At 62.9% G+C, this 26,807-nt stretch carries 21 protein-coding genes and 1 pseudogene; 8 read left to right on the top strand and 14 right to left on the bottom strand.

Annotated features, from left to right (window positions below; genetic code table 11):
• Positions 1 to 3,896: pseudogene (gene purL / locus KI241_RS05155) on the bottom strand (phosphoribosylformylglycinamidine synthase).
• Positions 3,897 to 4,184: 288 nt separating this feature from the next.
• Here purL and mltF point away from each other — a divergent pair.
• Entirely contained in the window at positions 4,185 to 5,645 is a 1,461-nt protein-coding gene (mltF, locus tag KI241_RS05150) for a membrane-bound lytic murein transglycosylase MltF (protein WP_080922146.1), read from the top strand.
• 217 nt (positions 5,646 to 5,862) lie between these two features.
• Here mltF and pdxJ read toward each other — a convergent pair whose 3' ends face one another.
• The 8 genes from pdxJ to lptF all read right to left on the bottom strand — a co-directional run bounded on the left by pdxJ (position 5,863) and on the right by lptF (position 14,278).
• A complete protein-coding gene (gene pdxJ, locus KI241_RS05145) occupies positions 5,863 to 6,606 on the bottom strand; it encodes a pyridoxine 5'-phosphate synthase (RefSeq protein ID WP_042731857.1) in 744 nt (247 codons plus the stop codon).
• A gap of 51 nt (positions 6,607 to 6,657) precedes the next feature.
• Positions 6,658 to 7,347 carry a DNA repair protein RecO gene (recO, locus tag KI241_RS05140; RefSeq protein ID WP_047737112.1) on the bottom strand — a complete coding sequence of 230 codons (690 nt, stop codon included), beginning with the start codon at positions 7,345 to 7,347 and terminating at the stop codon, positions 6,658 to 6,660.
• A gap of 167 nt (positions 7,348 to 7,514) precedes the next feature.
• Complete coding sequence (gene era, locus KI241_RS05135) at positions 7,515 to 8,417, bottom strand: GTPase Era (RefSeq protein WP_047737114.1); 903 nt, start codon at positions 8,415 to 8,417, stop codon at positions 7,515 to 7,517.
• Positions 8,410 to 9,099 carry a ribonuclease III gene (gene rnc / locus KI241_RS05130; RefSeq protein WP_042732747.1) on the bottom strand — a complete coding sequence of 230 codons (690 nt, stop codon included), beginning with the start codon at positions 9,097 to 9,099 and terminating at the stop codon, positions 8,410 to 8,412. Before rnc ends, era begins: the two co-directional genes overlap by 8 nt.
• A gap of 184 nt (positions 9,100 to 9,283) precedes the next feature.
• Entirely contained in the window at positions 9,284 to 10,138 is an 855-nt protein-coding gene (gene lepB, locus KI241_RS05125) for a signal peptidase I (protein ID WP_042732746.1), read from the bottom strand.
• Between the two features lie 9 nt (positions 10,139 to 10,147).
• Positions 10,148 to 11,944 (bottom strand): translation elongation factor 4, encoded by a 1,797-nt coding sequence (gene lepA / locus KI241_RS05120; RefSeq protein ID WP_042732745.1) that lies wholly within the window; start codon positions 11,942 to 11,944, stop codon positions 10,148 to 10,150.
• Positions 11,945 to 12,102: 158 nt separating this feature from the next.
• Positions 12,103 to 13,164, bottom strand: a complete 1,062-nt coding sequence (gene lptG, locus KI241_RS05115) for an LPS export ABC transporter permease LptG (protein WP_042731878.1) — start codon at positions 13,162 to 13,164, stop codon at positions 12,103 to 12,105.
• Positions 13,157 to 14,278, bottom strand: a complete 1,122-nt coding sequence (lptF, locus tag KI241_RS05110; protein ID WP_042731877.1) for an LPS export ABC transporter permease LptF — start codon at positions 14,276 to 14,278, stop codon at positions 13,157 to 13,159. Before lptF ends, lptG begins: the two co-directional genes overlap by 8 nt.
• 365 nt (positions 14,279 to 14,643) lie before the next feature.
• Here lptF and KI241_RS05105 point away from each other — a divergent pair, with 365 nt between their 5' ends.
• From KI241_RS05105 to rlmF, 5 genes are all read left to right on the top strand, one after another.
• Positions 14,644 to 16,134 (top strand): leucyl aminopeptidase, encoded by a 1,491-nt coding sequence (locus KI241_RS05105; RefSeq protein WP_047737117.1) that lies wholly within the window; start codon positions 14,644 to 14,646, stop codon positions 16,132 to 16,134.
• 60 nt (positions 16,135 to 16,194) lie between these two features.
• Positions 16,195 to 16,623 (top strand): DNA polymerase III subunit chi, encoded by a 429-nt coding sequence (locus KI241_RS05100; RefSeq protein WP_042731875.1) that lies wholly within the window; start codon positions 16,195 to 16,197, stop codon positions 16,621 to 16,623.
• Between the two features lie 7 nt (positions 16,624 to 16,630).
• Positions 16,631 to 17,008, top strand: coding sequence for a DNA polymerase III subunit chi (locus KI241_RS05095; RefSeq protein WP_212803436.1), 378 nt, complete (start codon positions 16,631 to 16,633; stop codon positions 17,006 to 17,008).
• A 128-nt stretch (positions 17,009 to 17,136) separates the two neighbouring features.
• Positions 17,137 to 19,989: a valine--tRNA ligase gene (locus tag KI241_RS05090; protein ID WP_042731873.1), complete on the top strand. Its 2,853-nt coding sequence runs from the start codon at positions 17,137 to 17,139 to the stop codon at positions 19,987 to 19,989.
• A gap of 255 nt (positions 19,990 to 20,244) precedes the next feature.
• A complete protein-coding gene (rlmF, locus tag KI241_RS05085; RefSeq protein ID WP_047737118.1) occupies positions 20,245 to 21,270 on the top strand; it encodes a 23S rRNA (adenine(1618)-N(6))-methyltransferase RlmF in 1,026 nt (341 codons plus the stop codon).
• 96 nt (positions 21,271 to 21,366) lie between these two features.
• Here rlmF and KI241_RS05080 read toward each other — a convergent pair whose 3' ends face one another.
• Positions 21,367 to 21,648 (bottom strand): HU family DNA-binding protein, encoded by a 282-nt coding sequence (locus KI241_RS05080; protein ID WP_003178349.1) that lies wholly within the window; start codon positions 21,646 to 21,648, stop codon positions 21,367 to 21,369.
• Between the two features lie 396 nt (positions 21,649 to 22,044).
• On the opposite strand from KI241_RS05080, the gene yejK reads away from it, so the two are divergent.
• Together yejK and KI241_RS05070 are read left to right on the top strand one after the other, a co-directional pair.
• Positions 22,045 to 23,049, top strand: coding sequence for a nucleoid-associated protein YejK (yejK, locus tag KI241_RS05075; RefSeq protein WP_042730182.1), 1,005 nt, complete (start codon positions 22,045 to 22,047; stop codon positions 23,047 to 23,049).
• A 175-nt stretch (positions 23,050 to 23,224) separates the two neighbouring features.
• Positions 23,225 to 23,503, top strand: coding sequence for a hypothetical protein (locus KI241_RS05070; RefSeq protein WP_042730181.1), 279 nt, complete (start codon positions 23,225 to 23,227; stop codon positions 23,501 to 23,503).
• Between the two features lie 29 nt (positions 23,504 to 23,532).
• Here KI241_RS05070 and KI241_RS05065 read toward each other — a convergent pair whose 3' ends face one another.
• The 4 genes from KI241_RS05065 to KI241_RS05050 all read right to left on the bottom strand — a co-directional run bounded on the left by KI241_RS05065 (position 23,533) and on the right by KI241_RS05050 (position 26,761).
• Entirely contained in the window at positions 23,533 to 24,468 is a 936-nt protein-coding gene (locus tag KI241_RS05065; RefSeq protein ID WP_042730180.1) for a glutathione S-transferase family protein, read from the bottom strand.
• Positions 24,469 to 24,525: 57 nt separating this feature from the next.
• Positions 24,526 to 24,858: a GIY-YIG nuclease family protein gene (locus KI241_RS05060; RefSeq protein ID WP_042730179.1), complete on the bottom strand. Its 333-nt coding sequence runs from the start codon at positions 24,856 to 24,858 to the stop codon at positions 24,526 to 24,528.
• Between the two features lie 40 nt (positions 24,859 to 24,898).
• Positions 24,899 to 25,369 (bottom strand): nuclear transport factor 2 family protein, encoded by a 471-nt coding sequence (locus tag KI241_RS05055; RefSeq protein WP_042730178.1) that lies wholly within the window; start codon positions 25,367 to 25,369, stop codon positions 24,899 to 24,901.
• Between the two features lie 87 nt (positions 25,370 to 25,456).
• On the bottom strand, positions 25,457 to 26,761 hold the full coding sequence (locus KI241_RS05050; RefSeq protein ID WP_234407995.1) for a CynX/NimT family MFS transporter: 1,305 nt from the start codon (positions 26,759 to 26,761) through the stop codon (positions 25,457 to 25,459).
• Between the last annotated feature and the right edge of the window lie 46 nt (positions 26,762 to 26,807).

Raw genomic sequence — 26,807 nt, 5'->3', positions numbered from 1 at the left:
TTAGTTCACCCAGACGCGGGCGTTGCGGAACATGCGCATCCATGGCGCGTCTTCGTTCCAGTCGTCCGAACGCCACGAGTTCTGCACCGCGCGGAAAACACGCTCAGGGTGCGGCATCATGATGGTCACACGGCCGTCGCGGCTGGTCAGGCCGGTGATCCCGCGCGGCGAACCGTTCGGGTTGGCCGGGTAGGTTTCGGTGACCTTGCCGTGGTTGTCGACAAAACGCAGCGACACGCAACCGGACAAGTCGGCTTCGAGCAACGCCTCTTCGCTTTCGAATTCCGCATGGCCTTCGCCATGGGCGATGGCGATCGGCATGCGCGAGCCGGCCATGCCCTGCAGGAAGATCGAATTCGACTCCTGCACCTGGACCATCGCCACGCGGGCTTCGAACTGCTCGGAACGGTTGCGCACGAAGTGCGGCCAGAACTCGCTGCCGGGGATCAGCTCGTGCAGGTTGGACATCATCTGGCAACCGTTGCACACACCGAGGGTGAAACTGTCGTTGCGCTCGAAAAAGCCCTGGAACGCGTCACGGGCGCGGCTGTTGAACAGCGCCGACTTGGCCCAGCCTTCGCCGGCCCCCAGCACGTCACCGTAGGAGAAACCGCCACAGGCAACCAGGCCCTTGAAGTCGTTCAGGTCGACACGACCGGCGAGGATGTCGCTCATGTGCACGTCGATCGCGTTGAAACCGGCACGGTCGAACGCCGCCGCCATTTCCACCTGGCCGTTGACGCCCTGCTCACGCAGTACCGCCACCTGTGGGCGAATGCCTTTCTTGATGTAGGGCGCGGCCACGTCCTGGTTGACGTCGTAGCTGAGCTTGGCGCTCAGCCCCGGGTTGTCTTCTTCCAGCAGCGCGTCGAATTCCTGCTCGGCGCACTCGGCGTTGTCCCGCAGGCGCTGGATCTGGTAGCTGGTTTCAGCCCACTGGCGCTGCAACAGGCGGCGCTGGCCTTCAAAGACGGTGTCGCCGTTGAAGGTGATGTCGATGTGCGCGTTGTTGATCGGCTGGCCGATCACCGAGACGCACTCGGCCAGGCCGGCGGCGCTGAACTGGGCGAGGATGTCCGGGGTGGCGTCCTGGCGCACCTGGATCACCGCACCGAGCTCTTCGTTGAACAGGATGGCCGGGATTTCGCTGGCGGACTCGGCCACGCTGTCGAGGGTCAGGTTCAGGCCGCAATGACCGGCGAAGGCCATTTCCATCACAGTGGTCAGCAAGCCGCCGTCGGAACGGTCGTGGTAGGCCAGCAGATGACCGTCGGCGTTGAGGCCCTGGATCACGGCGAAGAACGCCTTCAGGTCTTCGGCATCGTCAACGTCCGGTGCCTGCTTGCCGAGCTTGCCATGCACCTGGGCCAGGATCGAGGCGCCCATGCGGTTCTGGCCACGGCCCAGGTCGATCAGGATCAGGTCGGTGGTGCCCTTGTCCATGCGCAGTTGCGGGGTCAGGGTCTGGCGGACATCGGTCACCGGGGCAAAACCGGTCACGATCAGCGACAGCGGCGAGGTCACGCTCTTGTCCACGCCTTCGTCTTTCCAGCGCGTGGCCATGGACATGGAGTCCTTGCCCACCGGGATGGTGATGCCCAACTCAGGGCACAGCTCCATGCCGACGGCCTTGACGGTGTCGTACAGGCGGGCGTCTTCGCCCGGATGACCGGCGGCGGACATCCAGTTGGCCGACAGCTTGATGTCGGAGATCTTGCCAATGCGCGAGGCCGCGAGGTTGGTCAGGGCCTCGCCGATGGCCATGCGGCCCGACGCCGGGGCGTCCAGCAGCGCCAGCGGCGTGCGCTCGCCCATGGCCATGGCTTCACCGGTGTAGACGTCGAAGCTGGTGGCGGTCACGGCGACGTCGGCCACCGGTACTTGCCACGGGCCGACCATCTGGTCGCGGGCCACGAGGCCGGTGATGGTGCGGTCGCCGATGGTGATCAGGAAGCTCTTGCTTGCCACGGCCGGGTGATGCAGGACGCGCTCGATGGAGTCGGCGAGGTCGAGAGTGGACGGGTCGAAGTCATCGCCCAGCTCGGTTTCGCGAACGGCCGAACGGTGCATGCGCGGGGCCTTGCCCAACAGCACTTCCAGCGGCATGTCCACCGGGCTGTTGCCGAAGTGGCTGTCGGTCACGGTCAGTTGCGGCTCGGCGGTGGCTTCGCCGACCACGGCGAACGGGCAGCGCTCGCGCTCGCAGATGGCCTTGAAGCGGTCGAAGTCGGCCGGGCCGACCGCCAGGACATAACGCTCCTGGGATTCGTTGCTCCAGATTTCGTGCGGGGCCATGCCCGGCTCGTCGTTTGGAATGTTGCGCAATTCGAAGCGGCCACCACGGCCGCCGTCGTTGACCAGCTCCGGGAAGGCGTTGGACAGGCCGCCCGCGCCGACGTCGTGGATGAAGCTGATGGGGTTCTTGTCGCCCAGCTGCCAGCAACGGTCGATGACTTCCTGGCAACGGCGTTCCATTTCCGGGTTTTCCCGTTGGACCGAGGCGAAGTCCAGGTCCGCCGAACTGGTGCCGGTGGCCATCGAGGACGCAGCGCCGCCGCCCAGGCCGATGAGCATGGCCGGGCCACCGAGGACGATCAGCTTGGAGCCGACCACGATCTCGCCTTTCTGCACGTGTTCGGCGCGGATGTTGCCCATGCCGCCGGCGAGCATGATCGGCTTGTGGTAGCCGCGCACTTCTTCACCGCGCGGGGTGGCGATGGATTGTTCGAAGGTGCGGAAATAACCGGTGAGCGCCGGACGGCCGAATTCGTTGTTGAACGCAGCGCCCCCAGGGGGCCTTCGATCATGATGTCGAGGGCGTTGACGATGCGCTCAGGCTTGCCATAGGGCTTTTCCCACGGTTGTTCGAAGCCCGGGATCTGCAGGTTCGACACGGTGAAACCGGTCAGGCCAGCCTTGGGCTTGGCACCGCGACCCGTGGCGCCTTCGTCGCGGATCTCGCCACCGGAACCGGTGGACGCGCCCGGGAACGGGGCAATCGCGGTCGGGTGGTTGTGGGTCTCGACCTTCATCAGGATGTGCACCGGCTCCTGGACCGCGCCGTACTGGCGAGTCTCGGGGTCCGGGAAGAAGCGGCCGGCCACACTGCCGACGATGACCGAGGCGTTGTCCTTATAAGCAGACAGCACGCCTTCGCTGTGCATCTGGTAGGTGTTCTTGATCATGCCGAACAGGCTTTTTTCCTGGCTCTGGCCGTCGATGTCCCAACTGGCGTTGAAGATCTTGTGGCGGCAGTGCTCGGAGTTGGCCTGGGCGAACATCATCAGTTCGATGTCGTGGGGGTTGCGCTGCAAACCCTGGAAGGCGTTGACCAGGTAATCGATCTCGTCTTCGGCCAGGGCCAGGCCCAGTTCGGCGTTGGCTTTTTCCAACGCGGCGCGCCCGCCGCCCAGCACGTCGATGGCGGTCAGTGGCTTGGGCTCGGCGTGGCTGAACAGGCCGGCGGCCTCCTCCAGGTTGCCCAGTACGATCTGGGTCATGCGGTCATGCAGGTTCTCGGCGATCAGCCGGGCGTCGGCCTCGCTGAACTCACCGGTGACATAGAAGGCAATGCCGCGCTCCAGGCGCTGGACTTTCGCCAGGCCACAGTTGCGGGCGATGTCACTGGCCTTGCTCGACCACGGCGAAATGGTGCCGAACCGTGGCAGTACCAGGAACAGGCGGCCGGTGGGCTCCTGGACGGGAACACTGGGACCGTACTTCAGAAGGCGCGCGAGCACCTGCTGTTCGTCGCCGGTCAAAGCGCCGGTGACTTCGGCGAAGTGAGCGAATTCAGCATACAAGCCGCTGACAGCCGGGACGCATCGGCCCAGTTGCTCAAGAAGTTTGCTGTGGCGAAAGGCAGAAAGGGCAGGAGCGCCGCGCAGGATCAACATCTTCGGGACAGCCTCGGGAAGGGGGTGTGCTTTGAGGCCGTGCATTCTAGCCTAAACCGCCGGCAACGGCACCCGAAACGGCACCCCGGATGCGCCCCGAATGTCGGTCTTTGCCCGAAAAACCGGATTGGACGCACGTTCCAATGTTCGCGCAGAGATTTTTTTCAGTGCCATAAAACCCGCCGCGCGCCGGCCGGCCTGAGTTGCGGACATGTTTTGCAATCGCTAGCAGACTGGCCATTTGCTGTCGAGATATGGCGGTAAGGGCCGTTTGCGTATACTGCGCAGATGTTTTCCCCAACGGCTTTGCGTCCGCGATATGCCAAGTGGCTGATCGCAACCGGACTCTTCCTGGTGCTCAGTGGTTGTGTTGAGAAACCCAACACACTGGAGCGCGTAAAGGAGGATGGCGTGCTGCGGGTGATCACCCGGAACAGCCCCGCCACCTACTTTGAGGATCGCAACGGTGAAACCGGCTTCGAATACGAGCTGGTGAAGCGCTTCGCCGACGATTTGGGGGTGGAGCTGAAGATCGAGACCGCCGACAACCTCGACGACCTGTTCAGCCAGATCGGCAAGCCCAACGGCCCGGTGCTGGCCGCCGCAGGCCTGGTCAGCAGCGAGCCGCGCAAGAAGCAGGTGCGGTTTTCCCACGCCTACCTGGAGGTCACGCCCCAGGTCATCTACCGCAACGGCCAGTCGCGCCCCACCGACGCGGCGGCCCTGGCGGGCAAGAAGATCATGGTGCTCAAGGGCAGCACCCACGCCGAGCAGCTGGCGCAATTGAAACAGCAATACCCCGGCATCGAATACGAAGAGTCCGACGCCGTTGAGGTGGTCGACCTGCTGCGCATGGTCGACGAGGGCCAGATCGACCTGACCCTGGTGGACTCCAACGAAGTGGCGATGAACCAGGTGTACTTCCCCAACGTGCGCGTGGCCTTCGACCTGGGCGACGCTCGCAGCCAGAGCTGGGCGGTGGCCCCCGGTGAAGACAACAGCCTGCTCAACGAGATCAACAGCTACCTCGACAAGGTGCAGAAGAACGGCACCCTGCAGCGCCTCAAGGATCGTTACTACGGGCACGTCGATGTTCTCGGCTACATGGGCGCCACCACTTTCGCCCAGCATCTGCAGCAGCGGCTGCCCAAGTACGAGCAACACTTCAAGACCTACGCCAAGCAGGAAAAGGTCGACTGGCGCCTGCTGGCGGCAATCGGCTACCAGGAATCGCTGTGGCAACCGGCGGTCACGTCCAAGACCGGCGTGCGCGGCCTGATGATGCTGACCCAGAACACGGCCCAGGCCATGGGCGTGTCCAACCGCCTGGACCCCAAGCAAAGCATCATGGGGGGCGCCAAGTACCTGGCCTACATGAAGGACCAACTGGACGAGAGCATCGAAGAACCGGACCGCACCTGGTTCGCCCTCGCCGCCTACAACGTCGGCAGCGGTCACCTGGACGACGCCCGCAAGCTGGCGGCCAAGGAAGGGCTGAACCCGAACAAGTGGCTGGACGTGAAGAAAATCCTGCCGCGCCTGTCGCAGAAGCAGTGGTACAGCAAGACCCGCTACGGCTACGCCCGAGGCGGCGAACCCGTGCATTTCGTGGCGAACATCCGGCGCTACTACGACATCCTGACCTGGGTCACGCAGCCGCAGCTCGAAGGCAACCAGGTGGCCGAGGGCAACCTGCACGTACCGGGCGTCGACAAGAGCAAGCCGAACCAGGAAACCCCGCCGCTCTGAAAGCCCCACACAATCCCTGATGCTGTGATGAATCTGTGGCGAGGGGATTTATCCCCGTTGGGCTGCGAAGCAGCCCCAAAGCTGTCAACTCAATCTGCCTGACACACCGAGGCGCCAGATTTTAGGGCTGCTTCGCAGCCCAACGGGGATAAATCCCCTCGCCACAATGAATCAAGCAGGCCTTAAATAAGCAGGCATATTGAGTTATGTGGTGGCATCAGGCCTTAGCAGCCGCCAGGATCAGCGCTTTCATTTCCGAGACCGCCGACTTGAACCCGACGAACAGCGCGTGGGCCACCAGCGCGTGGCCGATGTTCAGCTCGTTGATGCCCTTGATGGCCGCCACGGCCTCAACGTTGTGGTAGTGCAGGCCGTGGCCGGCGTTGACGATCAGGCCCTGGGCCAGGCCGAAGGTGACGCCATCGGCTACCCGCCGCAGCTCATCGGCCACGGCGGACGGGGTTTCGGCGTCGGCATAGCGGCCAGTGTGCAGTTCGATGGCCGGGGCGCCGACACGTCGGGAGGCTTCGATCTGCCGCTCGTCGGCGTCGATAAACAACGACACCTCGGCACCGGTCTTCGCCAGCCGCTCCACCGCCGCCTTGATCCGCGCTTCCTGCCCCGCCACGTCCAGGCCGCCTTCGGTGGTCAGTTCCTGGCGCGTCTCAGGCACCAGGCAGATGTGCGCCGGGCGGATGCGCTCGGCGAACGCCATCATTTCCTCGGTCACGCCCATCTCGAAATTCATGCGGGTTTGCAGCACATCCTTGAGCAGCAGTACGTCGCGCTCCTGGATATGCCGGCGATCCTCCCGCAGGTGCACGGTGATGCCGTCGGCGCCCGCCTCTTCGGCGTCCAGTGCGGCCTTGACCGGATCCGGGTAGCGCGTACCCCGGGCCTGGCGGAGGGTGGCGACATGGTCGATGTTCACGCCGAGAAGAATGCGTTGGCTGGTGCTCACGAAAAAGCGCTCCTGAATGGGCTAATGGACGGCCCACAGCATACGGGTTGATCAAGGCTTGCGAAACAACTCGCGACTGACCAGCGGTTTGCCACCCAGGTGAACCGCCAGGGCCTGGCGCATCAGACGCTTGGCCGCCGACAAGGCGCCTGGCGCGGTCCAATCGGCTTCGGCCATGGCCAACAGTTCGGCGCCGTTGAACAAGCCCGGTTGCAACAGGTAGACCTGCTCGAGGCCGGCATCCACTTGCAAGCGGTACAGGCCGTCGGCCGCGATGGGCGCGCCATGCAGGTCGGTGTCCAGGGCAAAACCATAGCCAAGGTCATCCAGCAGCCGCCATTCGAACGAGCGCAACAGCGGCTCCAGCGGGCGGCCTTCGGCGAGGGCCAGCAGGGTCGCGGCGTAGTGGTCGAAGACCGCGGGATGGGGATCTTCGGCGGGCAGCAGGCGGATCAGCAATTCATTGAGGTACAGGCCGCTGAACAACGCCTCGCCATTGAGCCAGGCGGCAACGCCCTGGCTTTCCATGCGCCCGACATTCTTCAACTCGCCCCGACCGCGCAATTCGACTTCCAGCGGCACGAACGGCCGCGCCAGGGTCCCGGCCTTGCCCCGAGCCCCACGCAACACCGCCCGCAGCCGCCCTTGCGGCGTGAGGAAGTCCACCAGGGCGCTGCTTTCGCGGTAGGCGCGCGAATGCAGGACGTAGGCGGATTGGGCGATGGGTGGGCTGGAGGACATGGAAGTTGAAGTCTCGCTGACGGAGCACGTTTGTATAACAACCCAAACCAATGTGGGAGCGGGCTTGCTCGCGAAGGCGGTGTATCAGTTAACAATGATGTCGACTGACAGGACGCATTCGCGAGCAAGCCCGCTCCCACAAGGTCCGTGGCGTACGGCCGGACGGATTACAGGTCGCCGTAACCCAGCGAGCGCAACGCCCGCTCGTCGTCCGACCAACCACCCTTCACCTTGACCCACAGGTTGAGCATGATCTTGGAGTCGAACAGCAGCTCCATGTCCTTGCGCGCCTCGGTGCCGATGCGCTTGATGCGCTCGCCCTTGTCGCCAATGATGATTTTCTTCTGGCCGTCACGTTCGACGAGGATCAAGGCGTGGATGTGCAGGGTCTTGCCTTGCTGCTTGAATTCTTCGATCTCGACGGTGATCTGGTACGGCAGCTCGGCGCCCATCTGGCGCATGATTTTCTCGCGCACCAGCTCGGCGGCCAGGAAACGGCTGCTGCGGTCGGTGATCTGGTCTTCCGGGAAGAAGTGATCGTTTTCTGGCAGGTGTTCGGCGATCACCCGCTCCAGCGCGTCGAGGTTATGGCCGTGCTGGGCCGAGATCGGGATGATCTGGGCGTTGGGCAGTTGTTCCTGCAACCAGGTCAGGTGCGGCATCAGCTCGGCCTTGTCCTCGATGCGATCGGTCTTGTTCAGCGCCACGATCAAGGGACCGGTCACGTACTGGACGCGTTCGAGGACCATCTGGTCTTCCTCGGTCCACTTGGTGCGGTCAACCACGAAGATCACCACGTCGACGTCTTTCAACGCCGCCGACGCCGTTTTGTTCATGTAGCGGTTCAACGCCTTCTCGCCGCCCTTGTGCATGCCAGGGGTGTCGACGTAGATCGCCTGCACGGCGCCTTCGGTCTTGATGCCCAGCATGTTGTGGCGGGTGGTCTGGGGCTTGCGCGAGGTGATCGCCAGCTTCTGCCCGAGGATGTGGTTCAGCAATGTGGACTTGCCCACGTTCGGCCGGCCAACAATGGCGACATAGCCGCAACGGGTCAGGGTTGTATCAGTCATTGCCATTCTCCACGCCCAGGGCAATCAGTGCTGCGGCGGCCGCTACCTGTTCGGCAATACGACGACTCACACCCTGGCCTCGGCTTTTTTCATTCAGTAAGACAACTTCGCATTCGACGAAGAAGGTTCGGCAATGCGGCTCGCCCTGGATATCCACGACTTCGTAGCGCGGCAGCTCGCAACTGCGCGACTGCAAAAACTCCTGCAGGCGCGTCTTCGGGTCCTTGTTGGTGTCCACCAGCGTCAGGCTGTCGATCTCGGAGGTCAACCAGGCCAGCACGCGCTCGCGAGCCTTTTCCATGCCGGCGTCCAGGTAGATCGCGCCAATCAACGCTTCCAAGGCATCGGCGAGGATCGACTCGCGGCGAAAACCACCACTTTTCAACTCACCGGAACCCAGGCGCAGGTAGTCACCCAAGTCGAAACCACGGGCCAGCACGGCCAGGGTCTCACCTTTTACCAGGCGCGCGCGCAAACGCGACAACTGGCCTTCACGGGCCAGCGGGAAGCGCTCGAACAGCGCCTCGCCGGCGACGAAGTTGAGGATCGCATCACCGAGGAATTCCAGGCGCTCATTGTTGCGACCGGCAAAACTGCGGTGAGTGAGGGCCAGGAGCATCAACTCCGGATCCTTGAAGGTATAGCCGAGCTGGCGCTCGAGACGGCTTAGAGAAACGCTCACGGTTTACCCACGTAGAGTTCGTGGCTGGATTCCACTGCCAGGCCGGCAAAGCGCCGTTGGCTTGGGACAATTAACGCTGTGTTCAAAAATAACGTCCTGACTATCGTTGGCTTCAAGCTTTCGGGCAGCCTTATGCAGGCTTCAGAAATGCATTCGGCGCTGTGTTCAACAGCGCCGTGTGGGATTACTTGATCAGGCCAACCCGCGAGAAATTCGGCAGGTGGCTGAGTTTGGGTTCCGGCCAGCTCATCCAGACTGCAAAGGCCTTGCCGACGATATTGCGGTCGGGGACCATGCCCAGCAGGTCCTTGGGAATGTTCGGATCATCCCAGTACCGGCTGTCGTTGGAGTTGTCGCGGTTGTCACCCATCATGAAATAGTGCCCCGCCGGCACGGTCCACGAATGGTCCGGCGTCGCGCGATAGCGGCTCATCTCCTTGCGGATCAGGTGCTCGACCGCGCCGAGTTTTTCCTTGTACAGCTCGGCGCTGCCCAAGGTGCCCGGCTCGGAGCCGAGCAACTGTTCGGCCACCGATTCGCCGTTGACGAACAGGCGCTTGTCGGCGGTGTAGCGGATCGTGTCGCCTGGCAGGCCTACCACCCGCTTGATGTAGTTGACGTTCGGGTCGCTCGGGAAGCGGAACACCATCACATCGCCGCGTTGCGGGTCACCCACCTCGATGACCTTCTTGTCGATCACCGGCAGGCGGATCCCGTAGGAAAACTTGTTCACCAGGATGAAGTCGCCCACGTCCAGGGTCGGCTTCATCGAGCCGGACGGGATCTGGAACGGTTCCACCAGGAACGAACGCAGCACCAGCACAATGAACAGCACCGGGAAGAACGACTTGCCGTATTCGACCAGCAGCGGTTCCTTGTTGAGTTTCTCGACCACCACACCGTCAGGCTGGCTGACGCTGCCCTGATAAGAGGCAATGGCCGCCCGGCGCCGGGGCGCCAGGAACAACAGATCAAGCAACGCCAACAAGCCGCAGACAAACACGGCGATAACCAGCAACAGCGGGAAATTTAGCGACATAGGACCTAACTATTCCAACCTGAGCACTGCAAGGAAGGCTTCCTGTGGAATTTCCACGTTACCGACCTGCTTCATGCGTTTTTTACCGGCCTTTTGCTTTTCCAACAGCTTGCGCTTACGGCTGACGTCGCCACCGTAGCACTTGGCCAATACGTTCTTTCTGAGCGCCTTGACGGTTGTACGCGCCACAATCTGCCCGCCAATGGCGGCCTGGATTGCCACGTCGAACATCTGCCGCGGAATCAGTTCCTTCATCTTCTCGGTCAATGCACGACCTTTGTAGTGCGCGTTGTCACGGTGCACGATCAATGCCAGGGCATCGACTTTCTCACCGTTGATCAGCACATCCAGCTTCACCAGATTAGCCGATTGGTAACGATCGAAATGATAGTCCAGCGAAGCATAGCCGCGACTGGTGGATTTCAGGCGATCGAAGAAGTCCAACACCACTTCGTTCATCGGCAGGTCGTAGGTCACCTGGACCTGCGAACCGAGGAACAGCATGTCGTGCTGCACGCCACGCTTTTCAATGCACAGGGTAATGACGTTACCCAGGTGCTCCTGAGGCACAAGGATGTTGGCCCGCACGATCGGCTCACGCATGTCCTCGATCGCCGACAGGTCCGGAAGCTTGGACGGGTTGTCGACGTAGATGGTTTCACCGTTCTTGAGCAACAGCTCGAAAATCACCGTCGGGGCCGTGGTGATCAGGTCCAGGTCGTATTCGCGCTCCAGGCGCTCCTGGATGATCTCCATGTGCAGCATGCCCAGGAACCCGCAACGGAAGCCGAAGCCCAGGGCGTCGGAGCTTTCCGGGGTGTATTGCAGGGACGAGTCGTTCAGGGTCAGCTTTTGCAGGGCTTCGCGGAAATCCTCGAAGTCGTCGGAGCTGACCGGGAACAGACCGGCATAGACCTGGGGCTGGATACGTTTGAAGCCGGGCAGCACATCGACGTCGGGGGTGGAACTCAAGGTCAGGGTATCGCCGACCGGCGCCCCGTGGATGTCCTTGATGCCGGCGATGATGAAGCCCACTTCACCGGCCTTGAGGTCGGTGGTAGCGGTGTGTTTCGGGTTGAATACGCCGACGCTGTCCACCAGGTGGATCTTGCCGGTGGACTTGACCAGGATCTTGTCGCCCTTCTTCACGCGGCCTTGGCGCACGCGAACCAGGGAGACCACGCCCAGGTAGTTGTCGAACCAGGAGTCGATGATCAGCGCTTGCAGCGGATCTTCGATGTTGCCGGTCGGCGCGGGAATGGTGGCTACCAGGCGCTCGAGCACTTCGTCCACGCCCAGGCCGGTCTTGGCACTGCACGTCACGGCGTCGGTGGCATCGATGCCGATGACTTTCTCGATTTCTTCCTTCACACGGTCCGGATCGGCCTGGGGCAAGTCGATCTTGTTCAGCACCGGCATGACTTCCAGGCCCTGCTCGATGGCCGTGTAGCAGTTGGCGACCGACTGTGCCTCGACGCCCTGGCCGGCATCGACCACCAGCAGCGCACCTTCACAGGCCGCCAGCGACCGGCTGACTTCATAGGTGAAGTCAACGTGGCCGGGGGTATCGATGAAGTTCAGCTGATAGGTGATGCCGTCGCGAGCCTTGTAGTAAAGGGTAACGCTGTGGGCCTTGATGGTGATCCCGCGCTCACGCTCGAGGTCCATGGAGTCGAGCACCTGGGCTTCCATTTCACGCTCGGCCAGGCCGCCGCAGATCTGGATAAAGCGATCGGCCAGCGTCGACTTGCCATGGTCAATGTGGGCGATGATGGAGAAATTGCGGATATGACTCAAATCACTCACGGGTCAACACTCAAAAAGGCTGCAGGCATAGCCCGCCGAAAAATAGCCGGCGATTGTACCTGATAGACCGCGCGAGCGTCACGTTCGCCTGTCGATGAGCGTTTGTTGTGAGGGAGCTTGCTCCCTCGCCACAGAAGCCCGCTCGCCTTGAGTTTGAATCAACCCGCCCGGCGCAGCAGCCAGAGCCCGGCCAGGGCGCACACGCCTGCCGGTACCAGCACCGCGAACAGCGGCGAGAAGCCGAACACCAGGCTCGACGGGCCGAGCAGGTCCTGGGCGATGCGGAAGGTGAAGCCCACCAGCACACCGGTAAACACCCGCTGACCAAGGGTCACCGAGCGCAACGGGCCGAAGATGAAGGAAATCGCCATCAACACCAGCGCGGCGGTCACCAGCGGCTGCAACACCTTGACCCAAAAAGCCAGCCAGTAGCGGCCGTTGTTAAGGCCCTGGTCGGCCAGGTAGTGGATATAGCCCCACAAACCGGTGATCGACAGGGATTCGGGCGCCATCACCACGGTACTGAGCAATTGCGGGCTGATGGACACGTCCCAGCGCTCTTGCGCCGCGGCAACCACTTCGGTGCGCTTGTCGTGGAACAGGGTGGTGGTGACGTCGCTCAGTTGCCAGTGGTCCTCGGCAAAGTTGGCCTTCTTGGCAAAGCTCGACGAAAGCATGTGCCGCTGGTCGTCGAACCGGTAGCGGGTCACGCCATAGAGGATGCCGTTGGGTTGCACCGAGTTGATATGGATGAACTCGTCACCCTGGCGGTGCCACAGGCCATGCTTGGCGCTTTGCGCATCGCCGCCGCCCTGGGCCAGGGAGCGATTGGCCTGGGCCGTGTTCTCGGTGGCCGGGGCGATGTACTCACCGATCAGCACCCCCACCAGCATCAGCACCAGCATCGGCTTCATCACCGCCCAGACGATCCGACCGATGGACACGCCCGCGGCGCGCATGATGGTCAGTTCGCTGTTGCTGGCCAGGCTGCCCAGGCCGATCAGGCAACCGATCAGCGCGGCCATCGGCAGCATGTCGTAGAGCCGGCGTGGCGCGGTCAGCAGCACGTAGCTGGCCACGTCTACCAGGGTGTAGGTGTCACTGACGTCGCTCATCTCGTCGATGAACGCAAACAGGGTCGCCAGGCCAAGGATGATCCCCAGTACCGCGAGGATCGCCATGAACACGCTGCTGCCGATGTAGCGGTCGAGTTTAACCACGGGCCACCTCCAGCGCGCTGCGACGACTGGCCAGCTTCAGGCGCAAAGGCTCCCAATAGAGCAGCCCCAGGCCAATGGCCAGGAATATCCCATGCACCCACCACAGACCCAGCGTGGGCGGGATCTTGCCTTTCTCCAGGGCACTGCGGGCGGAAATCAGGATGGTCAGGTAAGCCATATACAGGAGAATCGCCGGCAGCAACTTGAGGAAACGACCCTGGCGTGGGTTGACCCGCGCCAACGGGACCGCCATGAGGGTCACGATAAACACCAGCAGCGGCAGCGACAGGCGCCATTGCAGCTCGGTACGGGCGCGAATGTCATCGCTGCCCAGCAGGCTGGCGGTGGGCATGGCGTCGCGGTCGGTGACTTCTTCGCTGACTTCGGGCTTGGGCAGCAACACGCCATAGGTGTCGTACTTCACGGCTCGGTAGTCGGCCTGCCCCGGTTTGCCGTCGTAGCGGTAGCCGTTTTCCAGGATCAGGTAGCGATTGCCCTCGGGGCTTATCTGCTGCTTGCCCTTCTCGGCCACCAGCACGGAAATGCCGCGGTCCTTGCTACCGTCGGAAGACAGGTTCTTTTGCGTGATGAAGACGCCGGCCAGGTTGATCCGGTCGTCCGACAGCTGTTCGGTATAGGTGACCCGCGTCCCGTCGCGCAGCGCCTGGAAGCGCCCCGGCACCAGGGTGTCGAATTCGGTCATCGCGTCCTGCTGGTTGATCAGCAACTGGAACTGGTTGGCGCCCTGGGGCGACAGGCTCAGGCTCAGCCACGCCACCAACAGCGCGACCACCGTGGCCGGGAAAAGCGTCATGCGAAACAGGCGTTGCTGGCTCATGCCGGTGGCCGAGAGCACGGTCATCTCGCTGTCCAGGTACAGGCGGCCGTAGGCCAGCAGGATACCGAGGAACAAGCCCAGCGGCAGGATCAGTTGCAGGAAGCCCGGCAGGCGGAACCCCATGATCAGGAACAGGGAGCCCGGGTCCAGGGCACCGGAAGCCGCCTGCGCAAGGTATTTGATGAAGCGCCCGCTCATGATGATGACCAGCAGCACGGCGCTGACCGCGCTCAGGGTCAGCAGGACTTCGCGGGATAGATAACGAAAGACGATCACACCAGACACTCCAGGATTGTCAGGCTAGGGTTTGCACGAAAAGTGCCTGCGCGACTTTTCAGACAAAAACCTAAGGTGGCCAAACAAGCGAACAGATCGAGCCGGCCCACCACAGCGCGCCGCCGAAAAAAGAGCCGCATTATCCTGTGATTGGAGGCGCCTGTCACTTCGCACGCTTTAAGCCGCTGCTTAAAGCCGTGAAGTTAGCGTCGCCGAGGGTTGTCAGGCTCGGGCGCCGGGGTTCAAACTGCGGCCTTTGTCGCCGGCGCGACCGTGACTGCTTCACTCAGGACTGTGGCGAGCGAGCTTGCTCCCTCGCCACAGTCAGCGCCTGGCATCTTGACCAATCACTCAGGGATCCGGACATGGAACTGGTTGTAAAAAGCGTCAGCCCAGAAACGTTGAAAACCGCCACACTGGTGGTTGCCGTCGGCGAAAACCGCAAGCTCGGCGTCGTCGCCATCCAGCTCGACGCCCTGAGTGGCGGCGCCATCTCGGCGGTGCTCAAGCGCGGCGACCTGGCCGGCAAGGTCGGCCAGAGCCTGTTGCTGCACAGCCTGCCCAACCTCAAGGCCGAGCGCGTGCTGCTGGTGGGCGTGGGCAAGGACACCGAGCTGGGCGACCGTCCCTTCCGCAAGATCATCGCCGCAGCGCTGGGCACTCTCAAGGGCCTGGGCGGCGGCGAAGCCACCCTGGCGCTGGACGAACTGGTGGTCAAGGGCCGCGACAGCTACGGCAAGAACCGCCTGTTGGCCGAGACCCTGGTGGACGGCGACTATCAGTTCGAGCGTTTCAAGAGCCAGAAGGCCGAACCGCGCGCCCTGAAGAAAATCACCCTGCTGACCATCAAGGCTGCCCAGGCCGAGGTCCAGCGCGCCGTGACCCACGCCACCGCGATCGCCAACGGCATGGCCTTCACCCGCGATCTGGGCAACCTGCCGCCGAACATCTGCCACCCGACGTTCCTCGGCGAACAGGCCAAGGCCCTGGGCAAGGAATACAAGGCCCTGAAGGTCGAAGTCTTCGACGAGAAGAAGATCAAGGACCTGGGCATGGGTTCGTTCTACGCCGTCGGCCAGGGCAGCGCCCAGCCGCCGCGCCTGATCGTCATGCAATACAACGGCGGCAAGAAATCCGAGAAGCCGTATGCGCTGGTCGGCAAGGGCATCACTTTCGACACCGGCGGCATCAGCCTCAAGCCGGGCGCCGGCATGGATGAGATGAAGTACGACATGGGCGGCGCCGCCAGTGTGTTCGGCACCCTGCGCGCCGTGCTCGAACTGCAACTGCCGATCAACCTGGTGTGCATCCTGGCCTGTGCCGAGAACATGCCGAGCGGCACCGCTTCGCGCCCAGGCGACATCGTCACGACGATGAGCGGCCAGACCGTCGAGATCCTCAACACCGACGCCGAAGGCCGCCTGGTGCTGTGCGACGCCCTCACCTACTCCGAGCGCTTCAAGCCGCAGGCGGTGATCGACATCGCGACCCTGACCGGCGCCTGCGTCGTCGCCCTCGGCGCCCATACTTCCGGGCTTCTGGGCAACAACGACGAGCTGATTGGCCAACTGCTCAACGCCGGCCAACTGGCCGATGACCGCGCCTGGCAACTGCCGCTGTTCGATGAGTACCAGGAACAACTGGACAGCCCGTTCGCCGACATCGCCAACATCGGTGGCCCGAAAGCCGGGACCATCACCGCAGCGTGCTTCCTGTCGCGCTTCACCAAGAACCTGAACTGGGCGCACCTGGACATCGCCGGCACGGCCTGGACCAGCGGCGGCAAGGACAAGGGCGCCACCGGTCGTCCAGTGCCCCTGCTGACCCAATACCTGCTGGACCGCGCCAAGGCCTGACACCAATGACCGTCGCCGGCGTTGCCCACGGGTGACGCCGGCAGCGGCTCAGGAACCGCAATGACCAAAGTCGATTTCTATATCCTGCCCAGTGCCGATCCATCGGCACGGCTGGATTTTGCCTGCAAGCTCACGGAAAAGGCCTGGCGCATGGGCCACCGCATCTACCTGCATTGCAGCGATGCCGCCCAGCGCGACGACCTCGATGCGCGCCTGTGGGCCTTCAAGGGCGAAAGTTTCGTGCCCCACGGCCCGGCCGAGAGCGAGCCCGAAGGGCTGATCGTCCTGGGGTTGGGGACCGATTGCGGCCAGCATCAGGACCTGCTGGTCAACCTCGACCTGAAAGTACCGGCCTTCGCCTCGCGCTTCGCCCGGGTGGCGGAAGTGGTGGTGGAAGACCCGGCCATCCGGCAAGCCGCGCGGGAGAGTTTCCGTTTCTACCGCGAACAGGGCTATCCTCTGCAAGACCACCGTTTACAGCGACTCTGAGCCTACGATGGACACTCCAAAACCACCGCAAAAGCCCGCGCACCTGCTGGATGACCTCGAGTCGATCCGCCAGTTGCTCGGCGACGACAACCTGCAGCCGCCGTTGTTGACCGACACGGTCGTGCATGAACCTGCGCACGAAGAACAGATCCCGCTGCTGTTCGACCCGATCAACGGCCAACCCGAACCCAAGCCTGCCGCCAAGGCCGAACCCAAGGGCCCCGACGCGCTGCTGCATCTGGACAGCGAGCTGCGGGCCGCCGCGCAGTTGATCCTGCAAGACGTCATCGACGACTTCGCCCCGCACATCGAGACCGAGATCAAACGTCGCCTGGATGCCAGGATGGAGCGGCTGCTCGCCGCAGCTACAAGCGCCAAGCTTTAAGCCGCAAGTAAAAGCAAAAGCAAAAGCCAGCTTCTCCTCTTGCAGCTTGCAGCTTATAGCTTGCCTCTGCCCGCAGGGCTATACTTGCCGGCTTTTCCTGAATAAATGCCAATAGGGTCCCGCCGCGCATGGATAAGACCTACCAGCCGCACGCCATTGAAACTTCCTGGTACAACACCTGGGAGTCCGAGAATTATTTCGCTCCGCAAGGCGCGGGCGATTCCTACACCATCATGATCCCGCCGCCGAACGTCACCGGCAGCCTGCACATGGGCCACGGTTTCAACAACGCGATCATGGACGCCCTGATCCGTTTCCGTCGCATGCAGGGGCGCAACACCCTGTGGCAGCCGGGCACCGACCACGCCGGTATCGCCACGCAGATGCTGGTGGAGCGCCGCCTCGAAGCCCAGGGCCAGAATCGCCATGACCTGGGCCGCGAAAAATTCCTCGAGAAGGTCTGGGAATGGAAGGATGAGTCCGGTGGCAACATCAGCCGCCAGATCCGCCGCCTCGGCTCGTCCGTGGACTGGAGCCGCGAGCGCTTCACCATGGACGACGGCCTCTCGGAAGCGGTGAAGGAAGCCTTCGTGCGCTTGCACGAGGACGGGCTGATCTATCGCGGCAAGCGCCTGGTCAACTGGGACACCAAGCTGCACACCGCCATTTCCGACCTCGAAGTGGAGAACCATGACGAGAAAGGTTTCCTGTGGAACCTGAAGTACCCATTGGCCGACGGCGCGAAGACCGCCGAAGGCAAGGATTACCTGATCGTCGCCACCACCCGTCCGGAAACCATGCTGGGCGACTCGGCCGTGGCGGTGAACCCGAACGACGAGCGCTACAAGGCCCTGATCGGCCAGTTCGTGGAACTGCCCCTGGTCGGCCGTCGCATCCCGATCATCGGTGACGATTACTGCGACCCCGAGTTCGGCACCGGCTGCGTGAAGATCACCCCGGCCCACGACTTCAACGACTACGAAGTCGGCAAGCGCCACAACCTGCCGCTGCTCAATATCTTCGACAAGAACGCCAACGTCCTGCCGGCTGCCCAGGTGTTCAACCTCGACGGCACGTTGAACGAAAGCATCAACGGCCAGATCCCGGCGGAATACGCCGGCCTCGACCGCTTCGAAGCGCGCAAGCAGATCGTCGCGGCCTTCGAAGCCGCCGGCCTGCTGGTCAGCGTCGACGATCACGCCCTGAAGGTGCCCAAAGGCGACCGCTCCGGCACCGTCATCGAGCCGTGGCTGACCGACCAGTGGTACGTGTCCACCAAGCCTTTGGCCGAGCCGGCGATTGCCGCGGTCGAAGACGGTCGTATCCAGTTCGTGCCCAAGCAATACGAAAACATGTACTTCTCGTGGATGCGTGACATCCAGGATTGGTGCATCAGCCGCCAGCTGTGGTGGGGCCACCGTATTCCGGCCTGGTATGACGAGTCGGGCAAGGTCTATGTCGGCCGCGACGAAGCCGAGGTGCGCGCCAAGCACAACCTCGGGCCGGACGTGGCCCTGCAACAGGACAACGACGTCCTCGACACCTGGTTCAGCTCGGGCCTGTGGACGTTCTCGACCCTGGGCTGGCCGCAGCAGACCGAGTTCCTGAAGAAATTCCACTCCACCGACGTGCTGGTCACCGGCTTCGACATCATTTTCTTCTGGGTTGCCCGGATGATCATGCTGACCATGCACCTGGTGAAGAACGAGGACGGCACGCCGCAGGTGCCGTTCAAGACGGTCTACGTCCACGGCCTGGTGCGCGATGGCCAGGGCCAGAAGATGTCCAAGTCCAAGGGCAACGTCCTGGACCCATTGGACATCATCGACGGCATCGACCTGGAAGCGCTGGTGGAGAAACGCACCACCGGCCTGATGCAGCCGACTCCAAAACTGCTGAAGAAAATCGAGAAGCAGACCCGCGAAGAATTCCCGGACGGCATCGCCAGCTTCGGCACCGACGCGATGCGCTTCACCTTCTGCTCCCTGGCGTCCACCGGCCGCGACATCAAGTTCGACATGGGCCGCGTCGAAGGCTATCGCAACTTCTGCAACAAGATCTGGAACGCCGCGCGCTACGTGCTGGATAAGGGCGAAGACTGCGGCCAGAACGGCGAAGCCTATGAGCTGACCCTGGCCGATCGCTGGATCATTTCGCAGCTGCAACGCACCGAAGCCGAAGTGACCCGCCAGTTGGAACAGTTCCGCTTCGACCTGGCCGCGCAGGCCCTGTACGAGTTCATCTGGAACCAGTACTGCGACTGGTACCTGGAACTGTCCAAGCCAGTGCTGTGGGACGAGAACGCACCGATCGAGCGCCAGCGCGGCACCCGTCGCACCCTGGTGCGCGTGCTGGAAGTGGCGTTGCGCCTGGCGCATCCGTTCATGCCGTTCATCACCGAGGAAATCTGGCAGCGCGTCGCACCGCTGGCCGGCGCCGAAGGCAAGACGATCATGCTGCAACCTTGGCCGGTGGCCAATGAAACCCGCATCGATCCAGCGGCCGAAGATGACATCGAGTGGCTCAAGACCTTCATGCTGGGCCTGCGCAACATCCGCGCCGAAATGAACATCGGTCCGGGCAAGCCGCTGACTTTGTTCCTGAACAACGCCAACGCCGAAGACCTGCGCCGCCTCAATGAGAACGAAGCGCTGCTCAAGAAACTGGCGAAGCTCGAATCGGTGACCGTTCTGGCCGCCGGCGAAGAAGCGCCCCTGTCGGCCACCGCCCTGGTCGGCGAGATGGAAGTGCTGGTGCCAATGGCCGGCCTGATCGACAAGGCTGCCGAACTGGCGCGCCTGGACAAGGAAATCGGCCGTCTCAAGGGCGAAGTGCAGCGCGTCGGCGGCAAGCTGTCCAACGCCGGCTTCGTCGACAAGGCCCCGGCCGACGTCATCGAGAAGGAGCGGGCCAAACTGGCCGAGGCCGAACAGGCCTTGGGCAAGCTGGCCGAACAGCACGCGCGGATTGCCAGCCTGTAACAACACGCCGCAACGAAAGCAGGAGGCCCTGGTGGCCTCCTTTTTCCTGCCCGGCACTTTCTCCCGACCACCGAAAATCCGTTGTTGGAGCGGGCTTGCCCGCGAAAGCGGTGGATCAGACAGCCTATTGGTTAACTGACACACCGCCTTCGCGAGCAAGCCCGCTCTCACATTTAATCGGCGCAAGCCTCAAGACCAGGATGGATGTGGGACAATGCCCGCCACTTTTTGAGCCACCCCCGAATCGACTCGCCCATGACCGCCCCTCGCACGCCCAAACCTGCCCGCCAAAAGCCCAAGCCCGCCACCGAGGCCAAGACCGTGGCGCCACGGGAGAAGGCCAGCCTGCACCCGCGCAACCGCCACCAGGGCCGTTATGACTTTGCGGCGCTGATCAAGTCTACGCCCGAGTTGGCCAGGTTCGTGATCCTCAACCCCTACGGCAAGGAGAGCATCGACTTCGCCAGCCCCGAAGCCGTGCGGGTGTTCAACCGGGCGCTGCTCAAGTCCTTCTATGGCATCGCCCATTGGGATATCCCCGCCGACTACCTGTGCCCGCCGGTGCCCGGGCGGGCGGACTATGTGCATTTCCTGGCCGACCTGCTGGCCAGCCATAACGACGGTGAAATCCCCCGTGGGGCGGCGGTGAAGGTGCTGGACATCGGCACCGGTGCCAACTGCATTTACCCGCTGGTCGGCTACAGCGATTACCGCTGGCACTTCCTCGGCTCGGAGATCGACCCCACGGCCATCGCCTCGGCCAAGGCCATCGTGCAAGCCAACGGGTTGAACAAAGTCATCCAACTGCGCCAGCAAACCCAGCGCAAACAGATTTTGCTCGGCCTGCTCGATGACGCCGAGCGCTTTGACCTGACGATGTGCAACCCGCCCTTCCACGCCTCCCTGGAGGAAGCCACCCGGGGCAGCCAACGCAAGTGGCGGGCACTGGGCAAGGCGGATCCCAAGCGCAAGTTGCCCGTGCTGAACTTCGGCGGCCAGGCGGCCGAGTTGTGGTGCGAAGGAGGGGAAGCGCGTTTCGTCACGCAACTGATCAGCGAAAGCGCCCAGGTGGCCGGGCAGGTGCTGTGGTTCAGCACCCTGGTGTCGAAGGCGTCGAACCTGCCGGCGATCCAGGCCGCGCTGAAAAAGGCCGGCGCGCGGCACAGCCAGGTGGTGGAAATGTCCCAAGGGCAGAAACAGAGCCGCTTCGTGGCCTGGACGTTTCAGGACGAGGCGCAACAACAGGCCTGGCGCCAGGCACGCTGGCTGCGCAAGCAATAAGACATCAGGGTCGCGATGCCAGGCTGACTGGCTTTTTCAAGGCAATAAAAAACCGTGCCCGGATCGCTCCTTGGCACGGTTCTACTTGCAGCGGTCTTACTTGTTGACCGCGTCGGTCAGGCCTTTGGCCACAACCAGCTTGATTACTTTCTTGGCAGCGATTTCGATGGCAGCGCCAGTCGAAGGGTTGCGGCCGGTACGGGCAGGACGCTCGGTGACTTTCAGCTTGCCAACGCCTGGCAGAGTGAGTTCGCCGCCGTTTTCCAGCTGATCGGCAACGATTTGGCCCAGTTGGTCCAGCAGTGCACGCACGGTGGTTTTCGGCGCGTCTACGGCTTCAGCCAGATCAGCGATCAGTTGGTCTTTAGTAAGAGCCATGTAGTGTTCCTTCCCTATCAAATTCATATGGATTGCAGAGTGCAGTGTCAGCCATCGAGCCCGATCCATCTTGATCAGGCACCCTCGGCAATCACCGCGACGGATCGGGGTAATAGATGCCAAAAACCGGGTTTGGTTCGACCTGACAAATGCTGAATGCACGCTTAACGCAGTGACTTCGCGTAAGACCGGGCAAAACTAGCACAACGCCTGTGAAATATCCGCCTCTAGCTACCCATTTGGTCAGCTTTCTTGCGCTAAAACGGTAAAAAAATGCATATGGGCTGTCGGACGGCTCTGAAAGAGCCTTTGCCGGGTTCCAAAACCAGTGATTGCGGTACACTGAGCCCTTTTTCGGGGAGCGCGCCCTCCTCTCTTTCATCAGCCGAGAAATCCATGCCGATCCGTCACTGCATCGTCCACCTGATCGACAAGAAACCCGATGGCACCCCTGCCGTGCTCCATGCCCGCGACTCCGAGCTGAACGAGTCCACGGCCATCGAGAACATGCTCGCCGACCTCAACGAGAGCTACAACGCCAAGCAAGGCAAGGCCTGGGGCTTTTTCCACGCCGAGTCCGGGGCGCACCCCTTCAGCGGCTGGCTGAAGGAGTACCTGGACGGCGGCAAGGATTTCACCGCCTTCAGTCGCGTGGCGGTGGAGCACCTGCAAAAGCTGATGGAAGAATCCAACCTCTCGGTGGGCGGCCATGTGTTGTTCGCCCATTACCAGCAGGGCATGACCGATTACCTGGCGATCGCGTTGCTGCACCACAGCGAAGGCGTGGCCGTGACCGAGGAGCTGGACGTGACGCCCTCCCGCCACCTGGACCTCGGCCAACTGCACCTGGCGGCGCGGATCAACGTGTCGGAATGGCAGAACAACAAGCAGTCCAAGCAGTACATTTCCTTCATCAAGGGCAAGAACGGCAAGAAAGTCTCGGAGTACTTCCGCGACTTCATCGGCTGCCAGGAAGGCGTCGACGGCCCCGGTGAGACCCGCACCTTGCTCAAGGCCTTCAGTGATTTCGTCGAAAGCGAAGACCTGCCCGAAGACGATGCCCGGGAAAAGACCAAAACCCTGGTGGACTACGCCAGCAGCCAGGCCAAGCTCGGCGAACCGATGGGCCTGGAGGAACTGTCCGAGCTGATCGACGAAGAACGCCCCAAGGCCTTCTACGATCACATCCGCAACAAGGACTACGGCCTGTCACCGGAGATCCCGGCGGACAAGCGCACCCTCAACCAGTTCCGCCGATTCACCGGCCGCGCCGAAGGGCTGTCCATCAGCTTCGAAGCGCACTTGCTGGGCTCCAAGATCGAATACGACGAAGAAGCCGGCACATTGATCATCAAGGGGTTGCCGACGTCCCTGACGGACCAGCTGAAACGGCGAAATTGATGAGTCGGGCGGCCTGATATCCCATCAAGCCCGCTCCTGACCACCGGTCAGGACTGTCAAGGTCTACAGTATCGCCCTCCCTGGCAAATCCATTTTCATAGACGACAGCGCCTCGGCAGAAACACCGCCGAGGCCGTCCTCTGCCAGATTGCTTCAACAGATGGAGCCTATGGAAATGAACCCACTACGCCGCAGCCCTGTTCAACGTCGGCTGATCCAAATCGTCGGCCCGAGCCTGTTGTTCCTGCTCATCGGGACCTATGCCAGTTCCGCTTCAGCCGCGTCCTATTTGTGCAAGTACCATTCGATGCCGGGATTCGTCTTCGTAAAAAACCTCTTCGTGAGCGCATCCAGCACCCAGGACGCACTGACACTGGCCAGGGCGACCTTCAAACAAGAAAGCTTCTATGCCGACTACAACTGGATCACGTGCGAAATTCCTGTCAGCCCATGATCCAGCGCTGAACTGCCTGGGGCGCCGGGCTACTGAGCTGACAGCTTGAACCCCAGCCGCGGAAAGTGCACATGCACCACCCCGGCGCGCTCGTCCTCCCGACGCAGGATCAGCGTTTCCCGCCCGGCGAACACCAGCTCCCCCGCCACCGGATCGACACCGTAGTCGGTCGCGGCAATCGCCACCCGTTGCCCCAGGGCAAATCCGTTCGGCTCCTCGAACGACTCCTCCGGCAAGGCTGCCGGCGTTGCATTCCGGGCGACGTCGAGGGCCTGTTCGGCACTCATTTCGCTCGCTGCCCCATGGCCGAAGCCCAGCACCCGTGCCAGCCACGCCGACACCGCCGGATATGCGTCCACCAACGGCGAGGTCACCGGGGTGCCCTTGAGGAACCACAGCGGATGGGCCATGGCGAAGTCGGCGATCGAGGGCTCCCCCAACAGGAAGTCGCCTTCCTCGCGCTGCAACTGCTGCTCGAGGCGCGCCATGATCGTTGGCCACTGATGCTTGGCCTGCTCGGCCGCCAGACGCGTGGCACTGCCGCCACTGAACAGTCCGGCACGATCGGCGATGAACGCCTTGATCGCCTCGGGCGACAACTTGGCGAAGCGCATGGCAATCGACTCGGGCTGGAACACCAGGCTCACCGCATGCTGGAACACCACCGAGTCGGCCCACGCGGCGAAAGATGCCGCGATCATTTCGCGGCCCTCGGGGAACAACGCCGGCGAAGCCTTTTCCTGCTCCAGCCGGCGAGCGATCAGGGACGTGTCGCAATAGACATCGGCGCCGACCTGCAACACAGGCGTCTTGCGGTAGCCCCCTGTCAATGCCGTGAGGTCAGGCTTGGGCATCATCGGCGGGATGTGCACCGAGCGCCAGGACAAGCCCTTGAACCCCAGCAACAGCCGGGCTTTCTCCGCGAAAGGAGACGTCGGGTAATGATGAAGGATCAGCTCTGACATGGAATTGGCCACTGCAGGAATGAGGGCTTGCAGCTTAGCGCGCCACGCAGAAGCAGCCTACTGGCCTGATGAAGGTGTATCAGCGCGGTTGATGCTGGCGACCAGGCATTCCTTGGCGCTTTTCCTGAGCTTCTTGATCAGCCGCTCCTGGCGCAGGGCCTCGCCCTTGTCGCGGCAGGCTTCGGTGTACACCAGCGCCACGGCCGGGCTGGACAGGAAGAAGCGCGCGCCCTTACCGCTTTGATGCTTGGCGAAACGCCGTACCGGGTCATCGCTGATGCCGCAGTACAACGCACCATTGGCCGCCCGCACCAGGTAGACGAACCAGGGCTTGCCCGGTTCGGTGGGGCCTTGTGCAGGCAACTCGGAAAGTTCGTTGGCGGTCGTCAAGGGATGTTCAACAGGTGCGCAAAAACAAACCGCGATCTTATCAGCGACTGGCCTGGAAGGCTCGCAACCCTTTGAGGGCCTGGGCCCGGACCGCATTGCGCACCAGTGGCGTCCAGCCCAGCAACAGGCCCTTGGCGCCCAGCGCCTGGCGGGACCAACGCCACAGGTCGAAACTGTCGTGATGCTCGCAGATCTTGCCATCGCGGAAAACGAAACGCGCCTGGATGTCGTTGATCACGATGTTGCCGGTCTGGCTGAACAGGTAGGTGGCCACCCAGTGGGCGCCGCCGGTGCGGTCATCGCTGCGCACGCTGTCGAAGGTCAGGGAAAAGTCCTTGGCCCGCGTGGTGAGCATGCGCCACATGTCGCCCGCGTCACGACCACGCAGCTCACCGAACGCCGGGTCACTGAACACCACGTCGTCGGTGTAGCAGGCGCTCATGGCTTCGGCGTCCAGTCGCTGGAAGGCCTGATAAAAACGGGTGATCAGGGCGTTGTGGGCATCACTCATGGACAGACTCCGGCATTCGTTTGAATAGAGGTGCACGATAATCTGCCTCGGCGACGAAGACTATCGTCATTCGCCATGAAAATGACATCAACGAAGCCCGGTGACCCGTTCGCTGCTGACGCCGACGTACCGCGCCCGGCCTGCGCCGATACCGGCGATCATCGCGCCCAGGCCCACCAGGCCGAAGATCCAGCCCAGGGCGTTCCAGCCGCCGGTCAGGTCATGGACCACGCCCACCGCGAACGGCCCCAGCGATGCCAGCGTGTAACCGAAGCCTTGGGCCATGCTGGAAAGGTTCGCCGCCACGTGGGCGTCCCGCGAACGCAGGACGATCAGCGTCAGTGCCAGGCTGAACGTCGCGCCCTGCCCCAGCCCCAGCAGGATAGCCCAGCCCCACAAGCCTTCAATGGGCGCATAAAGGCAGCCGAACAGCCCGCCGAGGGTCATGGCCATGACGATCACGATGGCCAGCCGCTGGTCCTGGCCGCGCGTGGCCAGCCACGGAGCGGCCAGGGAGCTGACCAACTGGACGATGACCGAGCCGGACAGCACCAGGCCGGCCTGGGTCGGGCTCAGACCGCGCCCGATGAGGATCGACGGCAACCAGCCGAACACGATGTAGGCCAGGGACGATTGCAGGCCCATGTACAACGTCACCTGCCAGGCCAGCGGATCGCGCAACAGACCGCGGACCCGATACGCCACCTGGTGGGCACCGTGCTTCTGACCCACTTGCGGCAGCCAGAAGACCGCGGCCAGCAGGGCTGGCACTGCCCAGAAGCCAAGGCCCAGGGCCCAGCGGTGGTCCAGGTGTTCACTCAAGGGCACGGTGGCCCCGGCGGCCATCGCCGCTCCCAGGCACAGCGCCATGGTGTAGACGCCGGTCATGGTGCCGGCCTGCCTGGCGAAGTCACGCTTGACGATACCCGGCAGCAGCACGCCGATCACACCGATGCTGGCACCCGCCAAGAGGCTGCCGACGAACAATCCGACCTGACCGAACGAACTGCGCAAGACAATTCCCCCGGCCAGCGTCAGCAGGATCCCCAATACCACGCGCTCCGCCCCGAACCGTCGCGCCAGCACCGGCGCCAGCGGCGCGAACAGGCCCAGGCACAACACCGGCAGCGTCGTCAGCAGACCGGCCTGGGCCGCCGACAGGCCAAGGCTTGCGGACACCTCGCTGAGCAGCGGCGCCATGCTCGACAGCGCCGGACGCAGGTTCAGCGCCACCAGGATCAGGCCGAGCAGCAACAGCCAAGGGCGGCGCACCAACGGATGGCTCCGTTGGGTCTGCTCGTCGTCGGCTTCGGCGTCGATCAGCATTTCTTCGAGTTCAGCGGCGTGCCGGGGCGTCGTCGAGGGGCGGTGGTCAAGCGGATGACGGGACATGGAAAGCTCGGTTTCAGGGTTCATGGATCAATTGCCGGCAGGGACT

Origin of the sequence: Pseudomonas sp. Cab53, from assembly GCF_018325965.1 — a bacterium.
Lineage (GTDB): Bacteria > Pseudomonadota > Gammaproteobacteria > Pseudomonadales > Pseudomonadaceae > Aquipseudomonas > Aquipseudomonas chlororaphis_E.
This window is presented reverse-complemented; position numbering and strand designations above follow the sequence as displayed.